The organism is Ruminococcus flavefaciens MA2007 (assembly GCF_000621845.1).
GTDB classification, from domain to species: domain Bacteria; phylum Bacillota; class Clostridia; order Oscillospirales; family Ruminococcaceae; genus Ruminococcus; species Ruminococcus flavefaciens_E.
Map to the genome: position 1 here is coordinate 51,372 of NZ_JHXF01000014.1, position 20,007 is coordinate 71,378.

The 20,007-nt window shown below is 35.8% G+C and carries 18 protein-coding genes; 14 read left to right on the forward strand and 4 right to left on the reverse strand.

All coding sequences use genetic code 11. The annotated features are described in order from the left end of the window. Positions 1-13 precede the first annotated feature (13 nt). From T497_RS0107935 to T497_RS0107965, 7 genes are all read left to right on the forward strand, one after another. Positions 14-1,369, forward strand: a complete 1,356-nt coding sequence (locus T497_RS0107935; protein WP_028515161.1) for a hypothetical protein — start codon at positions 14-16, stop codon at positions 1,367-1,369. A gap of 8 nt (positions 1,370-1,377) precedes the next feature. Further along, positions 1,378-2,769 carry a hypothetical protein gene (locus T497_RS0107940; RefSeq protein WP_028515162.1) on the forward strand — a complete coding sequence of 464 codons (1,392 nt, stop codon included), beginning with the start codon at positions 1,378-1,380 and terminating at the stop codon, positions 2,767-2,769. After that, the gene (locus T497_RS0107945; protein WP_028515163.1) at positions 2,769-3,482 is read left to right on the forward strand and encodes a hypothetical protein; all 714 of its coding nucleotides are present in this window, start codon (positions 2,769-2,771) and stop codon (positions 3,480-3,482) included. The genes T497_RS0107940 and T497_RS0107945 overlap by 1 nt, the downstream gene beginning before the upstream one ends. A 15-nt stretch (positions 3,483-3,497) precedes the next feature. Next, positions 3,498-6,383, forward strand: coding sequence for a hypothetical protein (locus T497_RS0107950; protein WP_028515164.1), 2,886 nt, complete (start codon positions 3,498-3,500; stop codon positions 6,381-6,383). Positions 6,384-6,385: 2 nt separating this feature from the next. Next, positions 6,386-7,165, forward strand: a complete 780-nt coding sequence (locus T497_RS0107955) for a hypothetical protein (protein ID WP_028515165.1) — start codon at positions 6,386-6,388, stop codon at positions 7,163-7,165. A gap of 149 nt (positions 7,166-7,314) precedes the next feature. Next, positions 7,315-7,812: a hypothetical protein gene (locus tag T497_RS0107960; RefSeq protein ID WP_196243026.1), complete on the forward strand. Its 498-nt coding sequence runs from the start codon at positions 7,315-7,317 to the stop codon at positions 7,810-7,812. Between the two features lie 20 nt (positions 7,813-7,832). Next, positions 7,833-11,090: a hypothetical protein gene (locus T497_RS0107965; protein ID WP_028515167.1), complete on the forward strand. Its 3,258-nt coding sequence runs from the start codon at positions 7,833-7,835 to the stop codon at positions 11,088-11,090. Positions 11,091-11,216: 126 nt separating this feature from the next. On the opposite strand, the gene T497_RS16215 is transcribed toward T497_RS0107965, so the two are convergent. Genes T497_RS16215 through T497_RS0107985 form a run of 4 tightly spaced genes read right to left on the reverse strand, consistent with a single transcriptional unit; the run spans position 11,217 to position 13,730 of the window. Continuing rightward, a complete protein-coding gene (locus T497_RS16215) occupies positions 11,217-11,564 on the reverse strand; it encodes a YolD-like family protein (protein ID WP_037324663.1) in 348 nt (115 codons plus the stop codon). After that, the gene (locus T497_RS0107975; RefSeq protein WP_028515168.1) at positions 11,557-12,810 is read right to left on the reverse strand and encodes a DNA repair protein; all 1,254 of its coding nucleotides are present in this window, start codon (positions 12,808-12,810) and stop codon (positions 11,557-11,559) included. The genes T497_RS16215 and T497_RS0107975 overlap by 8 nt, the downstream gene beginning before the upstream one ends. Positions 12,811-12,827: 17 nt before the next feature. Next, positions 12,828-13,319 (reverse strand): ImmA/IrrE family metallo-endopeptidase, encoded by a 492-nt coding sequence (locus tag T497_RS0107980; RefSeq protein ID WP_028515169.1) that lies wholly within the window; start codon positions 13,317-13,319, stop codon positions 12,828-12,830. A gap of 15 nt (positions 13,320-13,334) precedes the next feature. Then, positions 13,335-13,730: a helix-turn-helix transcriptional regulator gene (locus tag T497_RS0107985; protein ID WP_028515170.1), complete on the reverse strand. Its 396-nt coding sequence runs from the start codon at positions 13,728-13,730 to the stop codon at positions 13,335-13,337. A 274-nt stretch (positions 13,731-14,004) separates the two neighbouring features. Between T497_RS0107985 and T497_RS0107990 the strand changes: the two genes are divergently transcribed. The 7 genes from T497_RS0107990 to T497_RS17465 all read left to right on the forward strand — a co-directional run bounded on the left by T497_RS0107990 (position 14,005) and on the right by T497_RS17465 (position 19,966). Continuing rightward, positions 14,005-14,889: a hypothetical protein gene (locus T497_RS0107990; protein WP_028515171.1), complete on the forward strand. Its 885-nt coding sequence runs from the start codon at positions 14,005-14,007 to the stop codon at positions 14,887-14,889. Between the two features lie 113 nt (positions 14,890-15,002). After that, positions 15,003-15,923, forward strand: a complete 921-nt coding sequence (locus tag T497_RS0107995; protein ID WP_028515172.1) for a hypothetical protein — start codon at positions 15,003-15,005, stop codon at positions 15,921-15,923. Continuing rightward, positions 15,923-16,762: a DUF6551 family protein gene (locus tag T497_RS16220; protein WP_051530576.1), complete on the forward strand. Its 840-nt coding sequence runs from the start codon at positions 15,923-15,925 to the stop codon at positions 16,760-16,762. Before T497_RS0107995 ends, T497_RS16220 begins: the two co-directional genes overlap by 1 nt. Positions 16,763-16,865: 103 nt before the next feature. Next, on the forward strand, positions 16,866-17,549 hold the full coding sequence (locus T497_RS0108005) for a metallophosphoesterase (protein WP_028515173.1): 684 nt from the start codon (positions 16,866-16,868) through the stop codon (positions 17,547-17,549). Between the two features lie 14 nt (positions 17,550-17,563). Beyond that, the gene (locus tag T497_RS16225) at positions 17,564-18,100 is read left to right on the forward strand and encodes a macro domain-containing protein (RefSeq protein ID WP_051530577.1); all 537 of its coding nucleotides are present in this window, start codon (positions 17,564-17,566) and stop codon (positions 18,098-18,100) included. A 123-nt stretch (positions 18,101-18,223) separates the two neighbouring features. Further along, the gene (locus T497_RS0108015; protein ID WP_028515174.1) at positions 18,224-18,778 is read left to right on the forward strand and encodes an RNA 2'-phosphotransferase; all 555 of its coding nucleotides are present in this window, start codon (positions 18,224-18,226) and stop codon (positions 18,776-18,778) included. Between the two features lie 15 nt (positions 18,779-18,793). Beyond that, a complete protein-coding gene (locus T497_RS17465; protein WP_051530578.1) occupies positions 18,794-19,966 on the forward strand; it encodes a hypothetical protein in 1,173 nt (390 codons plus the stop codon). Positions 19,967-20,007: the final 41 nt, after the last annotated feature.

The following is a 20,007-nucleotide window of genomic DNA, read 5'->3' on the forward strand; positions in this document are numbered from 1 at the left end:
AAAGGAGTTTAATATGATCTGTATTTCTGAATTTGAGGACCAAAATATCATTTCTTTTAGACTTGTAAAAGAAGTTAATGCACACTCTATATGCACTTTTGATGTTATTATCGGAAATACAGATCATTCACGCTTTATTGATTTGGTGGATAAGAGTATTTCTATCAATAATGGGCGGGATTATTTATTCTTTGGTTTTATTCGATCAATAACTGCGGAAATTATGCATTCTAAAACTATCCTTCATGTATGTGCAAGTTCGCATTCGGCTCGAATAGATAATGAACCAAAGAACCGTGTCTATCAAGATCCTAATAAGAAATTATCAGATATTCTTAAATATGTTAAAAATGAGGCGCACATTCAGATTTCATGCAAAGATGATTCTGTATTACTTGAGCCTATAGTACAGTCCAACGAAACGGATTTCAACTTCCTGTTACGTATGGCTGCGTATACTAAACAGCAATTAATCATCAATGACAGCGAATCGCCAGATACAATAATACTGAAAATTACTGATTCATATGACAACAATACTGCAAGCATTGATTGCATTCCGGATAAACTTTCCATTCAAAATATCATCCCTGAACACACAACCTCAAAACAAACTATCGCAGAATTCGTTCTTCATGATCAGTATTTTGAGATTGGAAAACGAATCAATCTTAAGCAGGCTTGTCTTACCGGATATATATCAAAATGCGAAATTATTCTTGAACGTAATGTTATTCAGTACAAATATACATCATATGAATTGGGGCAAATGCCTTCTTCTCCAGAATTAAAGGTGCTTCCTTATATTGAAATGGAGGCAGTCGTAGAAGATAGTCAGAATCCTGATGGAAAATGCTTCATTAAAGCTAAAGTTACAGGTGATTATATTGATGCGATGCCTGACAACTTAATGTGGATGCCATATCAGGTGCCATATCTTTCTGATCAGGCAGGAGCTGTGTTTTTGCCAAACACAAATGATCATGTTACCTTGATATTTAGTGAGAATAAGCTGACCGCCAAAGCGTGTTGTGATGAATACACACTCAATAATGATTTTCGTGAAAAACAAAATCATTATATTTCATCAATATTCGGAAAACAATTAGTGTTCCACGAAAATTCTATAGAGATTCATGCTGACAAAAGTAGGATTGTTATTAGCGATGATGATATTTCGCTTTTGGTTGGAGAAAATTCTATTAACATCTCGGAAAGCGCAATAAATTTAAAGATAAAAGGAACTCAAATTCAAATTGACCGTGACTTCGCATTACAAACAGATTCGTTTAGTATTCAAGGTAGCGATGCCACCATCAAGACCTCTGGAGATGTTAAAATAAGAGGATCTAAAATTTTTCTGAAATGAGGAGTACTATGTCACAGAATTCGGGAAGCTCAAATGAGCTTGCAAATCAGATAATGAGCATTGTCGATGATTCTGATATGTCAAGAGAGCAAAAGCAGTTGCTTAGAGAATTGTTTCAAAATTTGGCACTTCACCAAAACAAAAAACTTGACGACTTGTTTAGTATGGTTCAATCCTCAATATACGAGGCAGAACATACTTCTGAATCTATTGGTCACATAGTTGTAGCCTTGCTGCCTATAAAGCATAACCTTCGTGGCTTTTTTCCAATGTTTGATTTTTCACAAGTATCTTTTCCTGATGATGATTTGGACGATTTAATCTCATACAATGAATTTATAGGTGCATACTTTAAGTGTAGCTATGATCGCTTTTTAGAAATTACCGACTCAGGCATTCCGCATGATTATGATACCACTGTAGAACTTATAAATGGTAGTATAATTAAATGTAAGTGTTCTTTTCGATTGAATTACTCATATGTATATCAAGAAAAGCTGTTGCAAGTAGCTGCTTCTCAATATGGGTTAGAGACACCTTTGATATATTCTCCGTATTCAAGAAAATTTGCTAAAATTGTTTTTTCTGAGGATATCTCTATATCACAAATACAGGCAATACATATTCCTTGTCTTTCTCAAGATCTTGCCGCCACAACAATTGACCACAAGTTAATGTGGAATATTGAAGTAACTAATCGTCGTTCACCTGAGTTGCCCGTATCGCAAGCGTTTTCTCCTGAAATGCTGAAACAAAAAGCATTATCATCAGATACATTTACAGCAAATGAGTATGTTGTGGCAGGTTCAACTCCCAGCTACAAATCCAAATACGCTTGTTATCCTAATGAGTATATAATATTTGACGGAGTTGGAACAAGACGGCTTGCTATTGCACGTGATATTAAAGAGTCCTGTCTATATATTATGTATGATGGGCAGATTAAAATCGAACCTATAAAGCGTATAAAAGTAAATCCTGTTCATGATATAATGTATGATATTGATGTATTAGTTAAGCAGAATGCTGCTCATATCAATTCATTTAAAGCAACAACATTTATTAAAAGACGGTTGCGCTCCAATGCAGATATAATTTATTCACTAAGTGCTTTTCAACAGAATGAGTACAATATCTCTATAGCTGATGAGTTCAATATTTTTGAAGAATGCCCGTCTGAATGCATTTCAGAATATCAGAATGCACATCGATATTATAAATATCAGGCAGAACAATATTGCTACGGAGAAATAGAACGAAGTATCCTAAATACAAGGGCATTATTTTGTTGTTTGACATTTAAAGGAAATAATCCCTTTAAAGAAGATTTTGCACGATATGTCCTGTCTTTTATGAATGAATATTATCCTGAATTTCACTGGGTAGGAAGGTGTGAGTAATGAGTTATATTTGGGAGAACAACAATACTCAGCGCCAATTTATTATAGATTCACGAAGCATGGGTGGTGCTATTGAGGCGCAGATGGCAGCAGACGATAATCTACCAGTATATGTTAATCCATTTCTGCGCTTTTCTGATGTCTTTAGTGATGTTTTCTTCTCAGGTGTGCATTTAGATAATGAAACACTCAATGCCGTTACTCATTATCTTGCACTTTCAGAAAGACTTTATGGTGATATTTTGAAAAATACAAGGGTATGTTGCATTGAAAAAGATATCGTAAATAATCATTTTGGAGAGACGATAAGAATGGATTATTTGTCACTAACAATTCAACATCAAAAAATGATAGTTCATTATCTTTTGGAATACCAACAGAATGGAGAACGTACAGAATTATTCAATGAAGCATTCATGTCATTTTTCGGAAGATTGTATCAAACAATCTCTGGTGATGAACATTTTGATGATAAATACACAAGTCATAGTGCGGAGATTATTTACAACAGATCAAGGAATGCATATTACTATTATTGCGCAGCCCCCGAAAGCGCATATAATACAACACTATTCCGGTTAATCAAGAATCTCTTCGCAGACTGCACTCGATTAATCGTGCCTGTATGGGGAAAATATGATTTTGGCATTGTAGGAAATGAGGATTTAACACACTCAACAGTTCCAATCGTAGGGCAGACGCAACTTATATAAATATGGAGGCATCAAATGACAATTAAAGATGTAACTAAAGCTTTAAAAATAGCGGGTATTAATCCTCCCAGTGAAGTTAGCAGCAAGGAAGTTATCAAGCTATTTCATGAACTGAAGGGCGAAATCTACACGGTTTCAACTGCTAAAATGGTGAAGTTTCTTTTATCCCTTGGCTTTTCATACAGTAAATTTTTGGACTGTGACCGTACAGAATTGAATAAGATGCTTGAGAATAATCTCAAGATAGACGATGAACCGGAAAAATCTAAATTTAGAAAGGCTTTAGATGGTATTTCTGATCTTTTTGCCGGAAAAGGCAAGTCTGGTATCCCTTTCAAAGTTATCATACCAGATTCATTTGAGTCCGCACAAAACCTTTATAATAAGCTCTTTGAAAATGATTGCATTGAAATCATTCCACAGGATGAAGTAGTTTTTAATCCAAGTTCTGATAATAAAGTTTATTATACTGATTCTAATGGAATTTCAAAAGGCGTTGATATAACGCAGGCGGATGATATTTGGCTTCAGTTTACAGGAAAGATTAATTCTAATTTCTACATGATAGTTCCTGCTGAGAATAATATAGTTAGCAAGGAACTCGCTATATATGGTACTTTTTTGCCTGACAATCATGGAACATATTATTTGGAAGCCGCCTCTGCTAATATTAGAGTAGACTTTAAATCAACAAACTATGCCTATTATCTTGTATTCGCAAACGAAACACTTACGCGCTTCTATGCTATTAGAATGGATTTTTTCTCTAAAGTTCTTCCTACAGACTACCATTGGTTGTGTATAGATTTTGGAACGAGTAATACAACCGTAGGCACATGGAAAGAGGATCAAACACATGAAATCGTTGCTTTCGATGATGTTACCTCAGCTGATAAAAATCCTAATTGTTTAATGCCCACGATTGCATATATTTTAAATGCCCCAAATGCAGAATCAGCCCAACTGCTGTTCGGATTTGAGGCTAAGAAACGTTTAATTGATACTGATTATCAACCGAAGGGGAGCATTTTTTACAATATAAAGCAATGGATTTCAGCGGATCCAAATTATACGGTCTCCTGTAATGATGAGAACAACCATAATATCGATCTCAAGGTTCATGATATTATTTCTATGTTCTTGAAATACGTAGTTGAGCAAGCTGAAATAAAGCTCAAGCGGCACTTTGTGAATTTCCATTTTTCAGCACCAATCAAGCTTAAAGACAGGCTTTATGCTATCACCTCAAATACATTTAATGAAGCTGGATATACTGTTGCAGATGTGCAAAGCTCCTTAGATGAAGGTATCGCAATCATGTATGAACGAATCTCTGAACTAAGAGAAGAGTTCAGAAAGAATCCGCAGAAGAATCGTGGCGATGTCATGATAATCGACTGCGGTGGTGGCACAACTGATGTAGCAAGGTGTAGGTATGCTTTTTCTTCCTCTGATGTGGGAGTGAAGACACAGATTAGAGTTCGTTCAGTAAATGGGCAATATTTTGGTGGTAACGAGCTTACCTATAGAATTTTCCAATTGTTAAAAATCAAGCTGAGCGATTACTATAAATCTGGCATGCATAGTTCAAAGATTCAGATAATGAGCATAGATGATCTTATCAGTACGGCTACAGATGACTATTTAAATGCAGTGGATCAGTATATCACGCAGATTATTGAGAGAAAAGACACACCATTTACATATTATGACCAATTAGACAAAGCAAGTCAGGAGGCTGAGTGGGTACTCCCTACCGATTATGCTAATAAGGCTATAGTCAACGGTGCAGCAATGATTGCTCAAGCTAAGCGCAACTTCAACTATCTTTGGAACTGGGCAGAAAGAATTAAGATAGAGTTCTTCTCTGGCGAAAGTCGTGCTACATTTAGCTTTTCAACTGATATCCAAACCGATAAAGCACTATATTTCTACGCTGATCCCTCAGGAGAACACATAGTTCCAAAGATGAGCTTAAAGAAACAAGATTCTGTTCCGGATGTTGCGATTAACATTAAAGAGCTAACTGCATTACTCAGTCCTCAAATATACTATATTTTGTCAATTATGTTGCTTAAAGCAGACGGCTCTGAGCTTATATTTGATGATAAAGAGATGCAAAAAACGAGGATGCTTCTTTCAGGACAATCTTGTAAAATCAGTTTGTTCAGAGATCTTATGAAGGAATATATTCCTGGAAGAAGGACACGAAGCGGGAAAAATGTTAAGAGAACAGCTACGGAAATGAAGTTGTCTTGTGTGAAAGGTTGTATTCAGTATCTGATGGAAAAAGAAGTACTAAATGGTGAAACACAGATAATAACTGATGCTCCAAGCGTAATCTACCGTGTTGCAGTTAAAAGCGAATCCCTTGAGGCTGAAAAAGTCCTGCTTGATGGTCGTTCTATCAGACAAACAGATAAAGTAAAAAGCATGAACCGCATTGAGATAGTTCAGCGCTCAGTAGCTGCCGGAGAAATTCTCTATTCTGTTTATAACAATGTCGTAAGTAGTAATGATACTGTGAGCACTGGAGCTGTCCGTATAGAACCTAGCAATACAAACACTCCATATGATAAATTGGCTGATCTTATCGCTGAAATTGCTAATCACTCGATCGCGGATCTTTCAAGTTATCAATTTGAGCATGAGGGGAAGAGCGAATCTGTTCTTTCTCGTTTGGAAACTGATCTTCAAGCTATTGAATCCGGAGGAAATGGAAAGTTATTATACTTCATTCTCCCAAATAATGATGGCTGTGGTTTTATTCTTTGGCAGATTATCAAGCGTTCTGTTGACGGAAAGAGGATGTATTATTTATTTGAGCCTACCCAGTTTGACTATTTAAAGGACACTGTGATATCAAGATTTGACGGTAAAAACTGTGTCATGAGGGCGTAACTATGTTGCATAATTACAATGTTTCTTTTCCGAAAGGATCTATAATTACTGGTCAGCAGCTTCAATTATTGCATGATCAGCCTATAAAGTATCTAAACTATCAATATATTGATAATTCTGATGGTGTTATTTCAGGCATGGAAATGGAAGAATTCAATGGAAAACTCATAATCACACCTGGAATGTATAAATACAATGGCATATTATATCTTCTAGAGGAGGCATTCGTGGTTCAAATAGAGAATCAACCATTTGAAAGCGGTCAGAACTACTCTATCATTCTATCTGCTTGTGAGCAAAGTATAGCACCTGATATCATAGATAATCAGTTACAAATGCTTGTAGCCATAAGCAATAGTATCTCAACCACGTCTTCGAATCTGATTTGTTCCTTCTATGGTACTCCACAATTGCCAAAATACTGTAAAGATATCTTTTCAGAGAATTTTGATTTTCTACCGTACCAACAGTCTTGTTATGGAAAGAAGCCAACCTATTCTAAATACCTGTTCCGGTTGGTTTATCAATATTTGACTGCAGAAAAAAGCAGACCTCATACACTTGATTATGTTCTTATTAGTGAGATTTCCAGATGTGGTTATATTTCTCCATTAACAATGCTGAACTATATTATTGCATCTGGTCAATCCGCACCTACATTTGAGGATAGACGAGCTTTTTTCAAAGTGTTTATTGATTCGCTTGATCTATTAATAGATGATATGCCTGTTAGCAACACAGAAGAAATAAATACCGAAACATCGGAGGGCTTTTTCTTTTAGTTATGCTTAAATCTACAGTAAAAACAGCAATCAATGGGTGCTGGGTGCTATTGGTGAGCTTTATGTTGTGCCGAATTTTCCCGCCGAATAAAGCATATGGATATTTTTTATTCGCTGTTTATATTTGTGTATTATTGGTGTTTAAGCCAATGAAGCCATTTTATCATGCGATTTGCAAACCAGATATAAACATACCTGTTGAGAGGCAAGTCCCTAATAAGATTTATTCAATTGCATTACTCTCTATCAAAATTCTCATATTGATAGCTTGTATAGGAATAGGTGTTTCTGGAGCTATTCTTTATAAGTTTTTATTCCTAAAGTCATTTGCAATTAAACTTCATTTGTTATTTTCATATTGGGCTTTCATATTATCTATGATTCAGTTGGGCATAAGTATTGGAATTACCGTACTGCCAAGATTTAAAGAAAAGATTCAAAAAATTGTGTTTTATGCATCATATATTGTTAGTGTAGCAGGAATCATATTCTTAATTAAATCAGAATTGGCTGTTAGTCTCATACAGTTGAATAAAAATCTAATTTTACTATCAACAGTGCAAATGTTTTTTATATTATTAGGTTTTGTTTCTTTAGGGATTGCTTTTAATCATTTTATAAAACGGATCACAAAATTGAAAGGTTGAGAATTCAAGGGGGGATAAATATGGAAAACGAAATAATCAAAACTAAAAGTGAAATAATAGTAGCGTTAAATGCAGCAAACATTAAAAAGCCCAAAAACATAACAAACACTTCACTTGAAAATCTATTTAAAGAAAAAAAAGAAAATGGAACCTATGTTATTATGCTGTCTCAAATCCGTAAGTTCACGGAACAATTAAATGTTGAACTTAAGTATGATGAATTCAAGGGAGGAGGTATTTGGGCAGGGGCTGTAGCTAGCATTTTGTTTCAAAATGCCAATCAAGCAGCAAGGATACGAAATGAGTGTTTATCGTTTATCAAGAATCGATTAAAAATCGTTGACAACATAGAAGAGGACATGGCAGAGGATATAGAAGATGCTGCAGATATTTGTTATGATGATAACGTAACAATAGAGACGACAGAGGAGATTTATGATATGAAAGAGAAAACAAAATCGCAAATAATCGATGCTTTAAGGTATGCATACATTACTCCTCCAGATTCGATTGATAAAGAATCAATTGAATCACTTATTTCTAACCATTATATTTCACATAAACAAATTGGATTATTATTTTACCGTCTTGGCCTAATTTCAAGTTCAAGTATAGCAGATAATAGTACTCGAGAATCATGGGTAAAAAAATTCGAAAATGAAATAGTAATAATAGATGACAATAATGAGGAAGATATTATTCATGTTGAATCAAATAAGTCTAATATAGACATAACTTTTGACAGAATACAAGAGATTTATCAGCAGTTGATACTTGAGGGGACTATCGAGATGCTTGATCCTGATGAAACCCCGTATGATCTAAGTGAACCAAATACAGTGTACCATACTTCGCAAAATAAAGGTGTGGATGTAACAAAGGCCGATAATATATGGCTTCGTTTTTCTGAGGAAATAAGCACTGACATATATATGTTGGTAGCTTCTGATAACGAATTACATGGAACTGTAATTATGTTTGGTTCTTTTCTCAGCGAAAATGGCATGTATTATCTTGAGGCTAAAGCTCAAAACATTCGTTTGGATTTCTCTTCGAACAATCTTGCTTATTATCTGATATTTGATAATAAAAATCATACTAAGCATTATGCCGTAGAGATATCTATTCAGACTGAAGAACTTGCAACTGACGATTACTACCTTTGTATAGATTTTGGAACCAGTAATACTACTGCTGGTACATGGCTAAAAGAAACACAAGAGGCAGAACTTGTAACATTTGAGGATGTTTCAGATGCAAGTAAGCCGAGTAGTTTTCTTTTGCCTACGATAGCCTATGTAGAAAGTGCTGAATCGGAAAGGGAGGTTCACTTCTTATTCGGATATGAAGCAAAAAAACGCCTTATGGAGACGGATTATCAGCCTAAAGGAAGTATTTTCTACAATATCAAGCAGTGGGTATCTTTGGATTCAGATTATACTATTGACTGTCATGACGAAAAGAACCATTCAATCAGATTACACGTACATGATATCATTTCTGAATATCTAAGGTATGTTGTGTCTCAGGCTGAGATAAAATTAAAGAAGCGTTTTGTAAAATTTCACTTTTCATCTCCTGTTAAGCTGAAAGCGCGACTCTTTGAAATTGTATCAAAAACGTTTAAAGCGGATGACGGATTCACAATTGTACCTCCTAATGAATCCTTGGATGAGGCAATCGCAATCATTTATGAGAGATTGTCTGAATTGAGAGAAGAGTACTTAAACAACACACTCAAATCCACCGGTGAGGTTATGATCATTGACTGCGGAGGTGGGACAACAGATGTAGCTCGTTGTAAATACTCATTTTCTCAGGCCGACACAGGCGTTAAGTCGCTTATTAGGGTACAATCTGTCAACGGGCAGAATTTCGGAGGAAATGAGTTAACATATCGTATATTCCAACTCTTGAAAATCAAGCTGAGTGACTATTATAAATCAGAGGGACAGCAAGGCACAATTCAGGTTACTAGTATTGATGATCTGGTTAGTACTTCCGCAAATGAGTATTTGAGTACAGTTGATAGGTATATACAACAGGTTATTGCTGGAGAAAAACCAGTATTCACTTATTATGATAAGCTTGACGATGCAAGTCGCGCGGCTGAATGGGTCCTTCCAACTGATTTTGCAAATCATGAGATAGTACAAGGAAAGAATCTTAAAGCGCAGGCTCAGAGAAATTTCAATTATCTCTGGAGTTGGGCAGAACGCATTAAAATTGAATTTTATACAGGAGAGAGTCGTGCTTATTTCAAATTTGCCGAAGAAAAGCTAATCTGTACTGATAAAGCATTGTATTTCTATGCCGATCCAACCGGAGAAGAAACACCTTCTAAGCTTCCACTGAAGAAACAAACCTCTGTACCAGATATTGCCATTAATATTAAGGAACTAACTGCATTACTTAGTCCACAGATTTATTTTATCCTTTCAATTATGCTGTTAAAATCCAATGGCACAGAGCTTTTTTTCGATTCAACAGATATTCAGAATGCTAGAATGCGTCTTTCCGGTCAATCTTGTAAAATTGAATTGTTCCGTGATTTGTTGAAAGAATACATTCCTGGAAGAATTACACGAGATAGCTCTGGTGAGCAAACATCATCAATAAAGATGAAGCTTGCTTGTGTCAAGGGATGCATTCAGTATCTCCTTGAACGTCAGCTCGGATTTGTATCCACCCAAATTCAAATTGATCCACCAAATATTAATTACAGGGTAACTGTTAAGCAGGATTCTATCAATAGCGAAACAGAATTGTTAAATGGTCGTATGATACACCAGAAAAATGATGTAAAGATTATGGACAGAATTCGGCTTGTAACGCGACCTTTTAAAGAGGGAGACATATATTATAACGTTTATAACAATATTGTAAGTAGTAATACTCCCGAAAAGAAAGATGTAATCAAGATTAAAACAGATCTTTCATCTAATCATTATACACATTATACTAATATTGATGATCTACTTGAGAGAGTTAAACAATCGGCGCTATCTGGAATTGATGAATATTGTTATGATCATGAAGGAAAGCAAGAGTCTGTTATAAATCGCCTAAAAGAAGATATTGAATCAGTAAAAACTGAGTCAGTTCCTAAATTAATCTATTTTATCGTTCCAAACAATGACGGCTGTGGCTTTGTCCTATGGCAAATTGTTAAAAAGGAAGATTGCGGTAAACGTATATTTTTCTTATCAAATCCCTCGCATATAGATTATTTGCCAGATAAAGCTATCTCGCGTTTCGATGGTAGAAATTGTAAATGACTATTAGAAAAAAATACAATATTCATTTAGATTTAAGCATAATTCGTTTAATATTTTAAAAGGCGAACAGGTCGTGTATTTGAAACACGACCTGTTATTTATTGACTTTCAAATCTACTATAAACATTATATCATAATATAATTTTTACCAGTAATACTTATGGAGTAAATATCTTCAAAAGGAATAGAAGTTTTATTCACTTTTAATCTATGGTATGCCAAATTAACCTCGCAAATCGCGCCTTCAATCGTTGTATAGGAGTCAATATCGTAATACCTGATTTTTACTAAGGCACCGACATTCAGATTATTTAATGTATTGGATATTGCTTCGGCATCTTCTTCTCCGAGTTCTATTTTAGGCTGAGTTATGCGTTCCTGTTTTCTGACAGATTCATAGTAACCTTTAAGAGCAGCAAAAGGTGCAAATTGCATTGCTCTGTCCGGAACTTTGTGATTTGATACATTAACCATTATGCCCACCTACCATCATATTACGTTTAATACCTGTCGCTTTGTTAAGGAAATTGAAGCCCTTGAGTAATGCGTTTTTACCGTATCTGTTGCGAATTCCAATCATAGCGACTTCGATTTGTTGTTCCTTTTCAGCGTCATCAACGTCCTCAAAGAAGCTTAACTGTAAATCAGGTTCATATGTTAAATCTGTCAATTGAATACCAATTTGGCGGATTCCGTAACCTATCTTAACTTTATCCATAAACAGGTTGTCAAACGCAGCCTGTATTTTTTTTATTGAGTTAGTCGTCTGCTCAAGTTTCACAGTTCCTCCGGTTGAAGGAATACAATCTTTAGAATAGCGCATAAATAAGGATATTCCTTTGGCATACAAATTATTTTCTACTAATTCAAGAACTAGATTTTCAACCATTTCTTTCATGACAATATGAGCTCCGTCAACGTCATAGTCTTCAAATAATATCTGACTATTAGATAAAGAACGGCTTTTCCCCTTATAATTATGAATTTGCTCCATAGTACATGTTTCCCTACCCCAGGCATGGTCAATAAGAAAGACAGCTTTAACGCCAAATTCCTTATATAGCAGTTCCTCAGGAAGCTCTGTGATACCCTCCATATCATACACGCCATACTTAGCCAATCTTGTAGCAGTTCCTCGACCTACATTCCAGAAATCAGTCAAAGGTTGATGTTTCCATAGATATTTACGATACATAGCTTCATTCAGTACTCCGATATGTTCTGAAACGTGTTTTGCAACTATATCCATTGCAATTTTTGCCAAGTAAAGATTTGTTCCTATGCCAGCAGTTGCACATATTCCGGTTTTATCCATAACAGCTTGCATAAGCTTCTTTGCAAATTCCTTAGCAGAACAGTTATATGTTTTCAAATAAGGCGTAGCATCGATAAAAACCTCATCAATTGAATATACGTGGATGTCATCAGGCGAGATAAATTGCAGATATATGCCATAGATCTGGGCGGAGACCTCTATGTACTTCTTCATTCTCGGCATAGCAATCTCATATTGAATGTGTTTTGGAATTTCAAAGATTCGGCATCGATTCTTTACGCCTAGTTCTTTTAGTGCAGGAGAGATAGCCAATGTAATTGCACCTTCTCCTCTGGTCGGATCAGCTACAACTAATGGCACTTCGAAAGGATCATAGCCTCGCGCAACACATTCAACGCTTGCATAGAATGATTTTAAGTCGATACACATATAGACTCGTCCCATAGCGCTGCCTCCTTATATTAAAACATTTTTATATTACCGCTATAATTCTCGTATTTATATCCTCTTCGTACCATATCTGCTATCTTTATATTTAACAACTCTTCCGGAAAACACAGTATCTGAGCAGCTTCAGAAACACTGTGTCCTTCACGGAAAAGTCCGTCCAGTTCGTCATCATCAATATTAAGATTAGCAAGGAATCGATTGGCTTCAGCCTCAGTCTTGTCACGCATATTAAAAAAGGTGAACTCGCGTAATGCTCCTTGCATAGCGATATTAGAGTGAAGGACATGATGACCGAGCTCATGACCACAGACCAGAAGCTGAGGTATGCGTTTAATTGTAGAAGATATTAGAATGACAGGTACATCATCGATATAAGTATATAAGCCCTTTAGTGAGCCTAAAGCAGAAATTGATACCTTTACCCCAAGGTATTCACATAGTACAAAAGGATCCGTCGTGCCATATTTTTCTTTTAGTTCTTCAACTATTTCAAATATAGTCATACGAACACCTCCATGTTATTCGTTTCCGTTCTTAGCCTTCTCCATCTTAATTTCCCAATATACTTTTTGAAGTGCATTGAATACGGCTTCTTTGTCCTCTTCTGACAGAGCTCCACCGGCAAATAATCCTGCTGCATCAGATAGGAGCTTCTGAGCCTGTTGCTTTCCATCGGCACCATATGCTATTGTTGCAGTCGTTTCAAAATCTGATTTATTATCGATTTTCCAGAAATCAACTGATGTTTTAAAATTCTGTGCCAGATTCTCATATACTTTTTCCTGTTTTGGAGTCCTTTCACCTGCTTCATAAAGAATAATAGTTTTTCTGGTTACTCCGATAAGTTCTGCAACTTGTTCCTGTGTTAAATGGCATCCTATTCGGACCTGCCTCAATTTTTCGGCAAATGTCATAGTAATCTCCTCTTTTCATAGTTTATTTTAACTTGTATTGTTCACATCTTAATGTAACCATAATATATCACAGAACATCTGTTTTGTCAATGGCTTTTTATCGAATTTTCTTAATTTCATCATTGACGACAATCAAAGTACACATTTTTCGACAACATAAACAAATCGAAAATGTTCTCTTGACAAGGTGTGCTTTTGATGTTAGAATATAGCAAAGAAAAACTGTGTAGATGAGAAAGGTGATATTTATTGACATAATGATTGGGGGATTTTTATGATCAGATATTTAAATAATGGTCCTGTAGTTACTATTCAGGATCCATTGCATCCGGGGCAATACAAACAGTACAAAAATGAAAACTGGCATGGAATGCCGGAAATAATATCGTTCACTGATTATTTACGATGGAATTATACACTAAACTATGGAATGTACATAAGGAGATTACACGCGGAACAAAAACTGCCAATACCATTTAATATTAAACTTAATACGGAAATACTAAACGTCACAATCGTTACTGGGAAATATGATCGAGTAGATAGCTCATCATTTCTTTTATACGTTATTTGTGACGTTTTTTTCAATTGTGATGGACATCTAATACATCAGGAATACTGTGTTAATGGGTATTTCAGGACATATGGCAGCTCATGTTTTTTCGATAGCATTGAGCTGTACAAAGGAGAGCGTATACGTTATTATTCGCCGTTGGATGAATACCTTGTCCCTGTTATATCGAAAAAAGGATTTGACCGTATTGCTGCTGAAATCCTGGAAAAGTATTATCCAAAAGAAATAGGATATGTGTATAGGATTGACGGCAAAACACTAGCAAAAGCAATGGGGTTCGATGTACAGTATTTACGACTGTCTATCAATGGGAATATTAAATCCAAGCTCATTTTTGATAAAAAAGACGTTGTTGTATATGATAAAAATGGTACGGCTATAACGATGCATATACCTGCGAATACCATTTTAGTCGATAAATCTCTTCGAGATGCCAATAATCTCAATAATGTAATAATACATGAATGCGTTCATAGCTATCTGCATTATACTTTTTATTATGTTCAAAGTCTTTATCGAAACGTAATTGGCAAAGATAACCCTGAATTCCTTGATTACTTTTACTCCGCTAAGCAAAGCTATTAAAGAGGATGGGACATATTTGTTGAAGGGAGAAAAGGATAAACAGCTGTCAGCCGCGTATTTCTCTCTTGATAATGCGGAAAAAGTAATTGAGTCGACTGATTGAGGTAACTGAAATGAATGATTTATTACATACAGATCCTGAAATAATGCGGTTATCAATACCGATTTCTCAGGAACAATCGAAAAGACTGGAGTCAAGTATAATCGAGAATGGCTGTCTTGAGCCTATAGTAGTGTGGAATGGTATAATATTGGACGGTCATAAAAGATATAAGATGTGCAGTGATGAGGGAATCAATTTCGATATTCGTGAAAAGAAGTTTAAAAATCTTTATGAAGCAGCAATATGGGTATGCTATCAAAGAATCAAACAGTATGATAAATTCTCAATTCAGTATTGCTATCTTGTTGGAAAACTATATTCATACTTGAAAGTCGTTACATTAGAGCAAAGAAAAGAAAGCGGATACCATGAGAACCATAAAAACGGAGAGGAAAGAAAGCCTGCATATGAAGACTATACTTCATTTCATCTAGGGAATATCATTGGACTACATCGGACAACTGTTCAACGGTATCGACGTATTTCTGAGGCAATGGACAAAATCGACCAGGTAGAGCCGATGCTTTTTAAGTCAATAATGGAAGGACGTTTGAATTATAAGAATACTGAGATCATTGAAATAGCTCAAATGGATAATAAGAGAATAGAACGGATTCGGCAGAAAAAAGTTGAATCCAGCGATATTAAGATGCGAAGCCGAGAATGCAAAAAACGTATCAATAAGGAAGAAAAGCAGATGAAAGAAAACAATGCAATATCCATTTCAACGGGAATTAAAAAAATGCCGGTCTATGATCCGGATATGGCAATTAGAGGCTTAACACTAACTATTCCAATGTGGATCTCCGCTATTGAAAGAGCGGAGCAGCAAACGGATATGACCAAAGCAACAGATAGCGCGAAGATGCAGCTTGGAGAGATGCTGATAAAACTTGATGATCAAATACAAAAAGCATTGGAGGTTTTATAATGCCTGATGAAAGCATATTAACAGAGCAACAGCAAAGATGTATTCCGGAAGTATCCTTTGAATTGATTCCTATACGGAATCTTGTATCAAATCAGGATTACCAACGTGCTCTCTCTGAAAAGCATATCCGAGATGCGCTTGAAGAGTTTGATGTTTATCAACTAAATCCTGTAAAGGTAAGTCGACGCGATGGTATTAATTATGTGTTTGACGGACAACATACAATTGAAATAGTTGCTGCAGCCTCAGGAAGTCGTGATACTCCTGTGTGGTGTATGATATATGACGATTTAAAGTATAAAGAAGAAGCGCATATATTTGCCGATCAGCAAAAGCATGTCAAAACACTATTGCCATTTGAAACCTTTTCTGCCCACATTGAAGCAGGTGATGATAAACAAATGATAATTGATACTACCGTCAAGTCTTATGGGCTGAAAATAGCCGGGAAAAGAGAACCAAATGCGATATGTGCAATCGGTACGTTAGAGAGGATATATGATAAGTATGGTATAAATGTACTGGATACTGTCCTGAGACTTGCCGTAGGAGCTTGGGAAGGCGAAACTAATTCTTTATCAGGTTCGGTTCTTATGGGAATTGCTAAAATAATAGTGTCCTATGGTGATGATCTTAAGGAGGATATGTTTGTAGACCACGTGGGGAAAGTCTCAGTGAAATCTATAGTCAGAACAGCGAAGGAAAGAAGCCCTGGTGCTTTAGGATACGCTGAGGCTATGATATTAGCATATAACAATAAAAATAAACAGAGATTGTCACTCAGAGCTCTTCATGGTGGTAAATTCGTTGCCAACGATCCTAATGATTATGGTGATTGATATGACGAATGAAAAACATAAATATCGTATTGACAAGCAGAAATGCTTGTGATATCATTATCTAAAATAAGGCGAATTATGCAATTTAAGGCAGGTGAAAAGTATGGTATATATAACAGGAGATATTCACGGTTCGTTGGAGCCTATATATGATTTATTCACACGACATAGTCCAACAAAGGACGATATAATAGTTATTCTCGGCGATGTCGGTGTCAACTACACTGGAACTCTCCAGGACATCAGGATAAAAAGGGCTATGAATAAGCTTGAATCTATATTCTTCTGTATTCATGGAAACCATGAGAATCGTCCTCAGAATATTGCATCTTATCAGGAGAAGGAATGGCACGGCGGCAGAGTGATGTATGAAGAGGATTTTCAAAACATTCTCTTCCCTGTGGATGGCGACATATTCGATATTGATGGGAAAAAGTGCATAGTTATAGGCGGTGCGTACAGTGTTGATAAGTTCTATCGACTACGTAACGGTTATAAGTGGTGGCCTGATGAGCAGCCTTCTGCCTCAATAAAGGAATATGTTGAAAAACAGATATCCGAAAACAAGGTTGACATTGTATTCTCACATACCTGTCCTGCCAAGTATATACCTACCGAATGCTTTCTTTCAGGTATAGATCAGTCGAGAGTCGATAACAGTACAGAAGAATGGCTGGATAACATCGAAGATAAACTTGAATATGAAGCGTGGTATCTTGGACACTGGCATACAGATAAGCGTATAGATAAGATGCACTTCTTGTTCCACGGCGTAGAAGTGCTTTAGAAAGGTGGATTGTTATGAGTAAAATAGAGCTATTGAACGCTTCTTGCGCGGATCAGACCGTAGATGCAGTTGTAAATGCTGCAAACAGCGGATTATGGGCTGGAGGTGGAATCTGCGGTGTTATATTCCAGAAAGCAGGTTTGAAGGAGCTTTCTGCGGCTTGTTCTGCGTACAAGACTCCTTTAAATGATGGAGATGCAGTCATAACTCCTGCGTTCAAAATGACTAACGCTAAGCATATAATCCATGCAGTAGGGCCTGATTTTACATACACTCCTAAGGCATTTGAGGAATTATTCAATGCGTATTATAATTCTCTGTGTGTTTTAAAGGAAAATGGCCTTCATAGTATATCATTTCCGCTTATAAGCTCCGGTATCTTTGGCGGAAATCTCTCAGATCCTGCAGGTGAATCCACAAAGCAATGCTGCAGAGCGTATAACAAGTTCACTTCCGACTATCCTGAGTATGAGATAGAGGTTAAGCTTTGCGCTTATACGTCCAGAGAAATGGTTTCAGCTCAGAATTCTTTTAACAAGTTTATTAAATAACAACACTCCCTGTGTGAATAGCACGGGGAGTAACTTATAATATGAGATTTCTATTGATTTTAAGTCGTTTTTATGATATACTTAGTATATAATAAATAAAATAACAGACTACGTGGTGATAAAATGAACGAATTGTCTAAATATTTGTGCTTACTCCTTAGACATCAACCAGAGAAAGCTGAGCTTGACATGGATTCGCATGGCTGGGTATCAGTAGAACAGCTTATAAACGGAGTTAATAAGTATAGCAGCTACAAGCTGGATCGTGAATTACTTGAAAAGATTGTCTTTGAAGATAATAAGGGACGCTATAGGTTCGATGATAAACATGACAAAATTAAATGTTGTCAGGGGCATTCTGTGTCTTGGGTAGAACCTGAACTGAACTATTGCGAGCCACCTGAGTTTCTGTATCATGGAACGACTACTAAGGCTCTTGAAGCTATTGAAGAGAGCGGAGCTATAAAGAAGATGAAGCGTCACGCTGTACATATGCAGGCTGATATTAATAAATCATGGCAATCAGCCGAACGATGGCATAAGACTCCTGTTGTGCTTGAAATAGCAGCTTCAGAGATGTACAAGGAAGGATATAAGTTCGGAGTTACTGAGAATGAAGTCTGGTGTACCGAAGAAGTGCCTGTGAAGTATATTTGTGACAGAATCTATGAGAAATAACAAGGAGCTGATTAGATGAAGCTTGCAAATACAAAAAGAATAAAAGAGAAGATAATGGAGATAGCTCAAACAAAGCAGGCATTAGATATGATAAATGCTATAGCTACAAATGAAGTTTCCAACTCAACTATTGATCCTGAAATGCTTCAAGTTATGTGGAAACACTCAGAAGAGTATTATAGCAAAATGGATGATAGTTTCAGAGAAAAACATACTGTTGAACAAGTAATGGTTCGTTTATACATGGAATCTTTGATAGAATCGCTTTTACCAGGACAATCGAAGCTAATATCTTTTTTTGGGGACCTTTTATATCCTGAATGCAAAATATTTGATATAGATGAGTTTAAGAATAATCCCTATATTAAAAATATTGATTTCCATAACAAAAAACAAGGCAATTACGAATTATGCTATCAGACTTATCAGCCATTTGAATTCAGCATATATGATATTCCTAAACATATCGACAAATTACATATCGATATTCCAAGAATGGGTTGCTTTAAAGAAGAATTTGAATATCCAGGAATTCGTCAAATTGACAACGAGCGTACCTGGATGTCAGTTACTCCAAATGAGGTATATACTGTTCAACCTGCGATAGACAATGCAAAAGGTAAAGTCCTTACATTAGGTTGTGGAATGGGCTATTTTGCATATATGGCTTCGTTGAAAGATGAGGTTGAATCAATCACCATAATTGAATTAGAGCAGGATGTTATTGATCTTTTTGAGAATAGTATTTTACCTCAGTTTGAGAATAAGGATAAGATAACTGTTATAAAAGCTGATGCTATCGAATTTATGAAAGATATCAACGACGGTGATTATGATTATAACTTTGCTGATATCTGGATAGGGATAGATCATATTGAACCATATTTCGCTGTGAAAGAGGTTTGTCGTCGCTTTAGGAAAACTAAGATAGATTACTGGATGGAAGAAGCATTTGCAACTCTGCTTACTTATAATGTATGGAATGAAATCATAAAGTCCTTCAGTAAAATGAATAATTATGAAGTAACTAATCCGAATCCTGATCCTTCGGAGGATGACTTAAGGAAAGAAAACTATATTCATCGTTTGTTGAAGAATGCTGAGATTAATAAGCCTGAAGATATAGATTACTATCTCACGCCTAAAAACATAATAAAGCTTATTAATAAGACGAAATTAGTGTTTTGATGCTTTAACGTAGTAATTTTACTTAAAAAGATATTTCAATG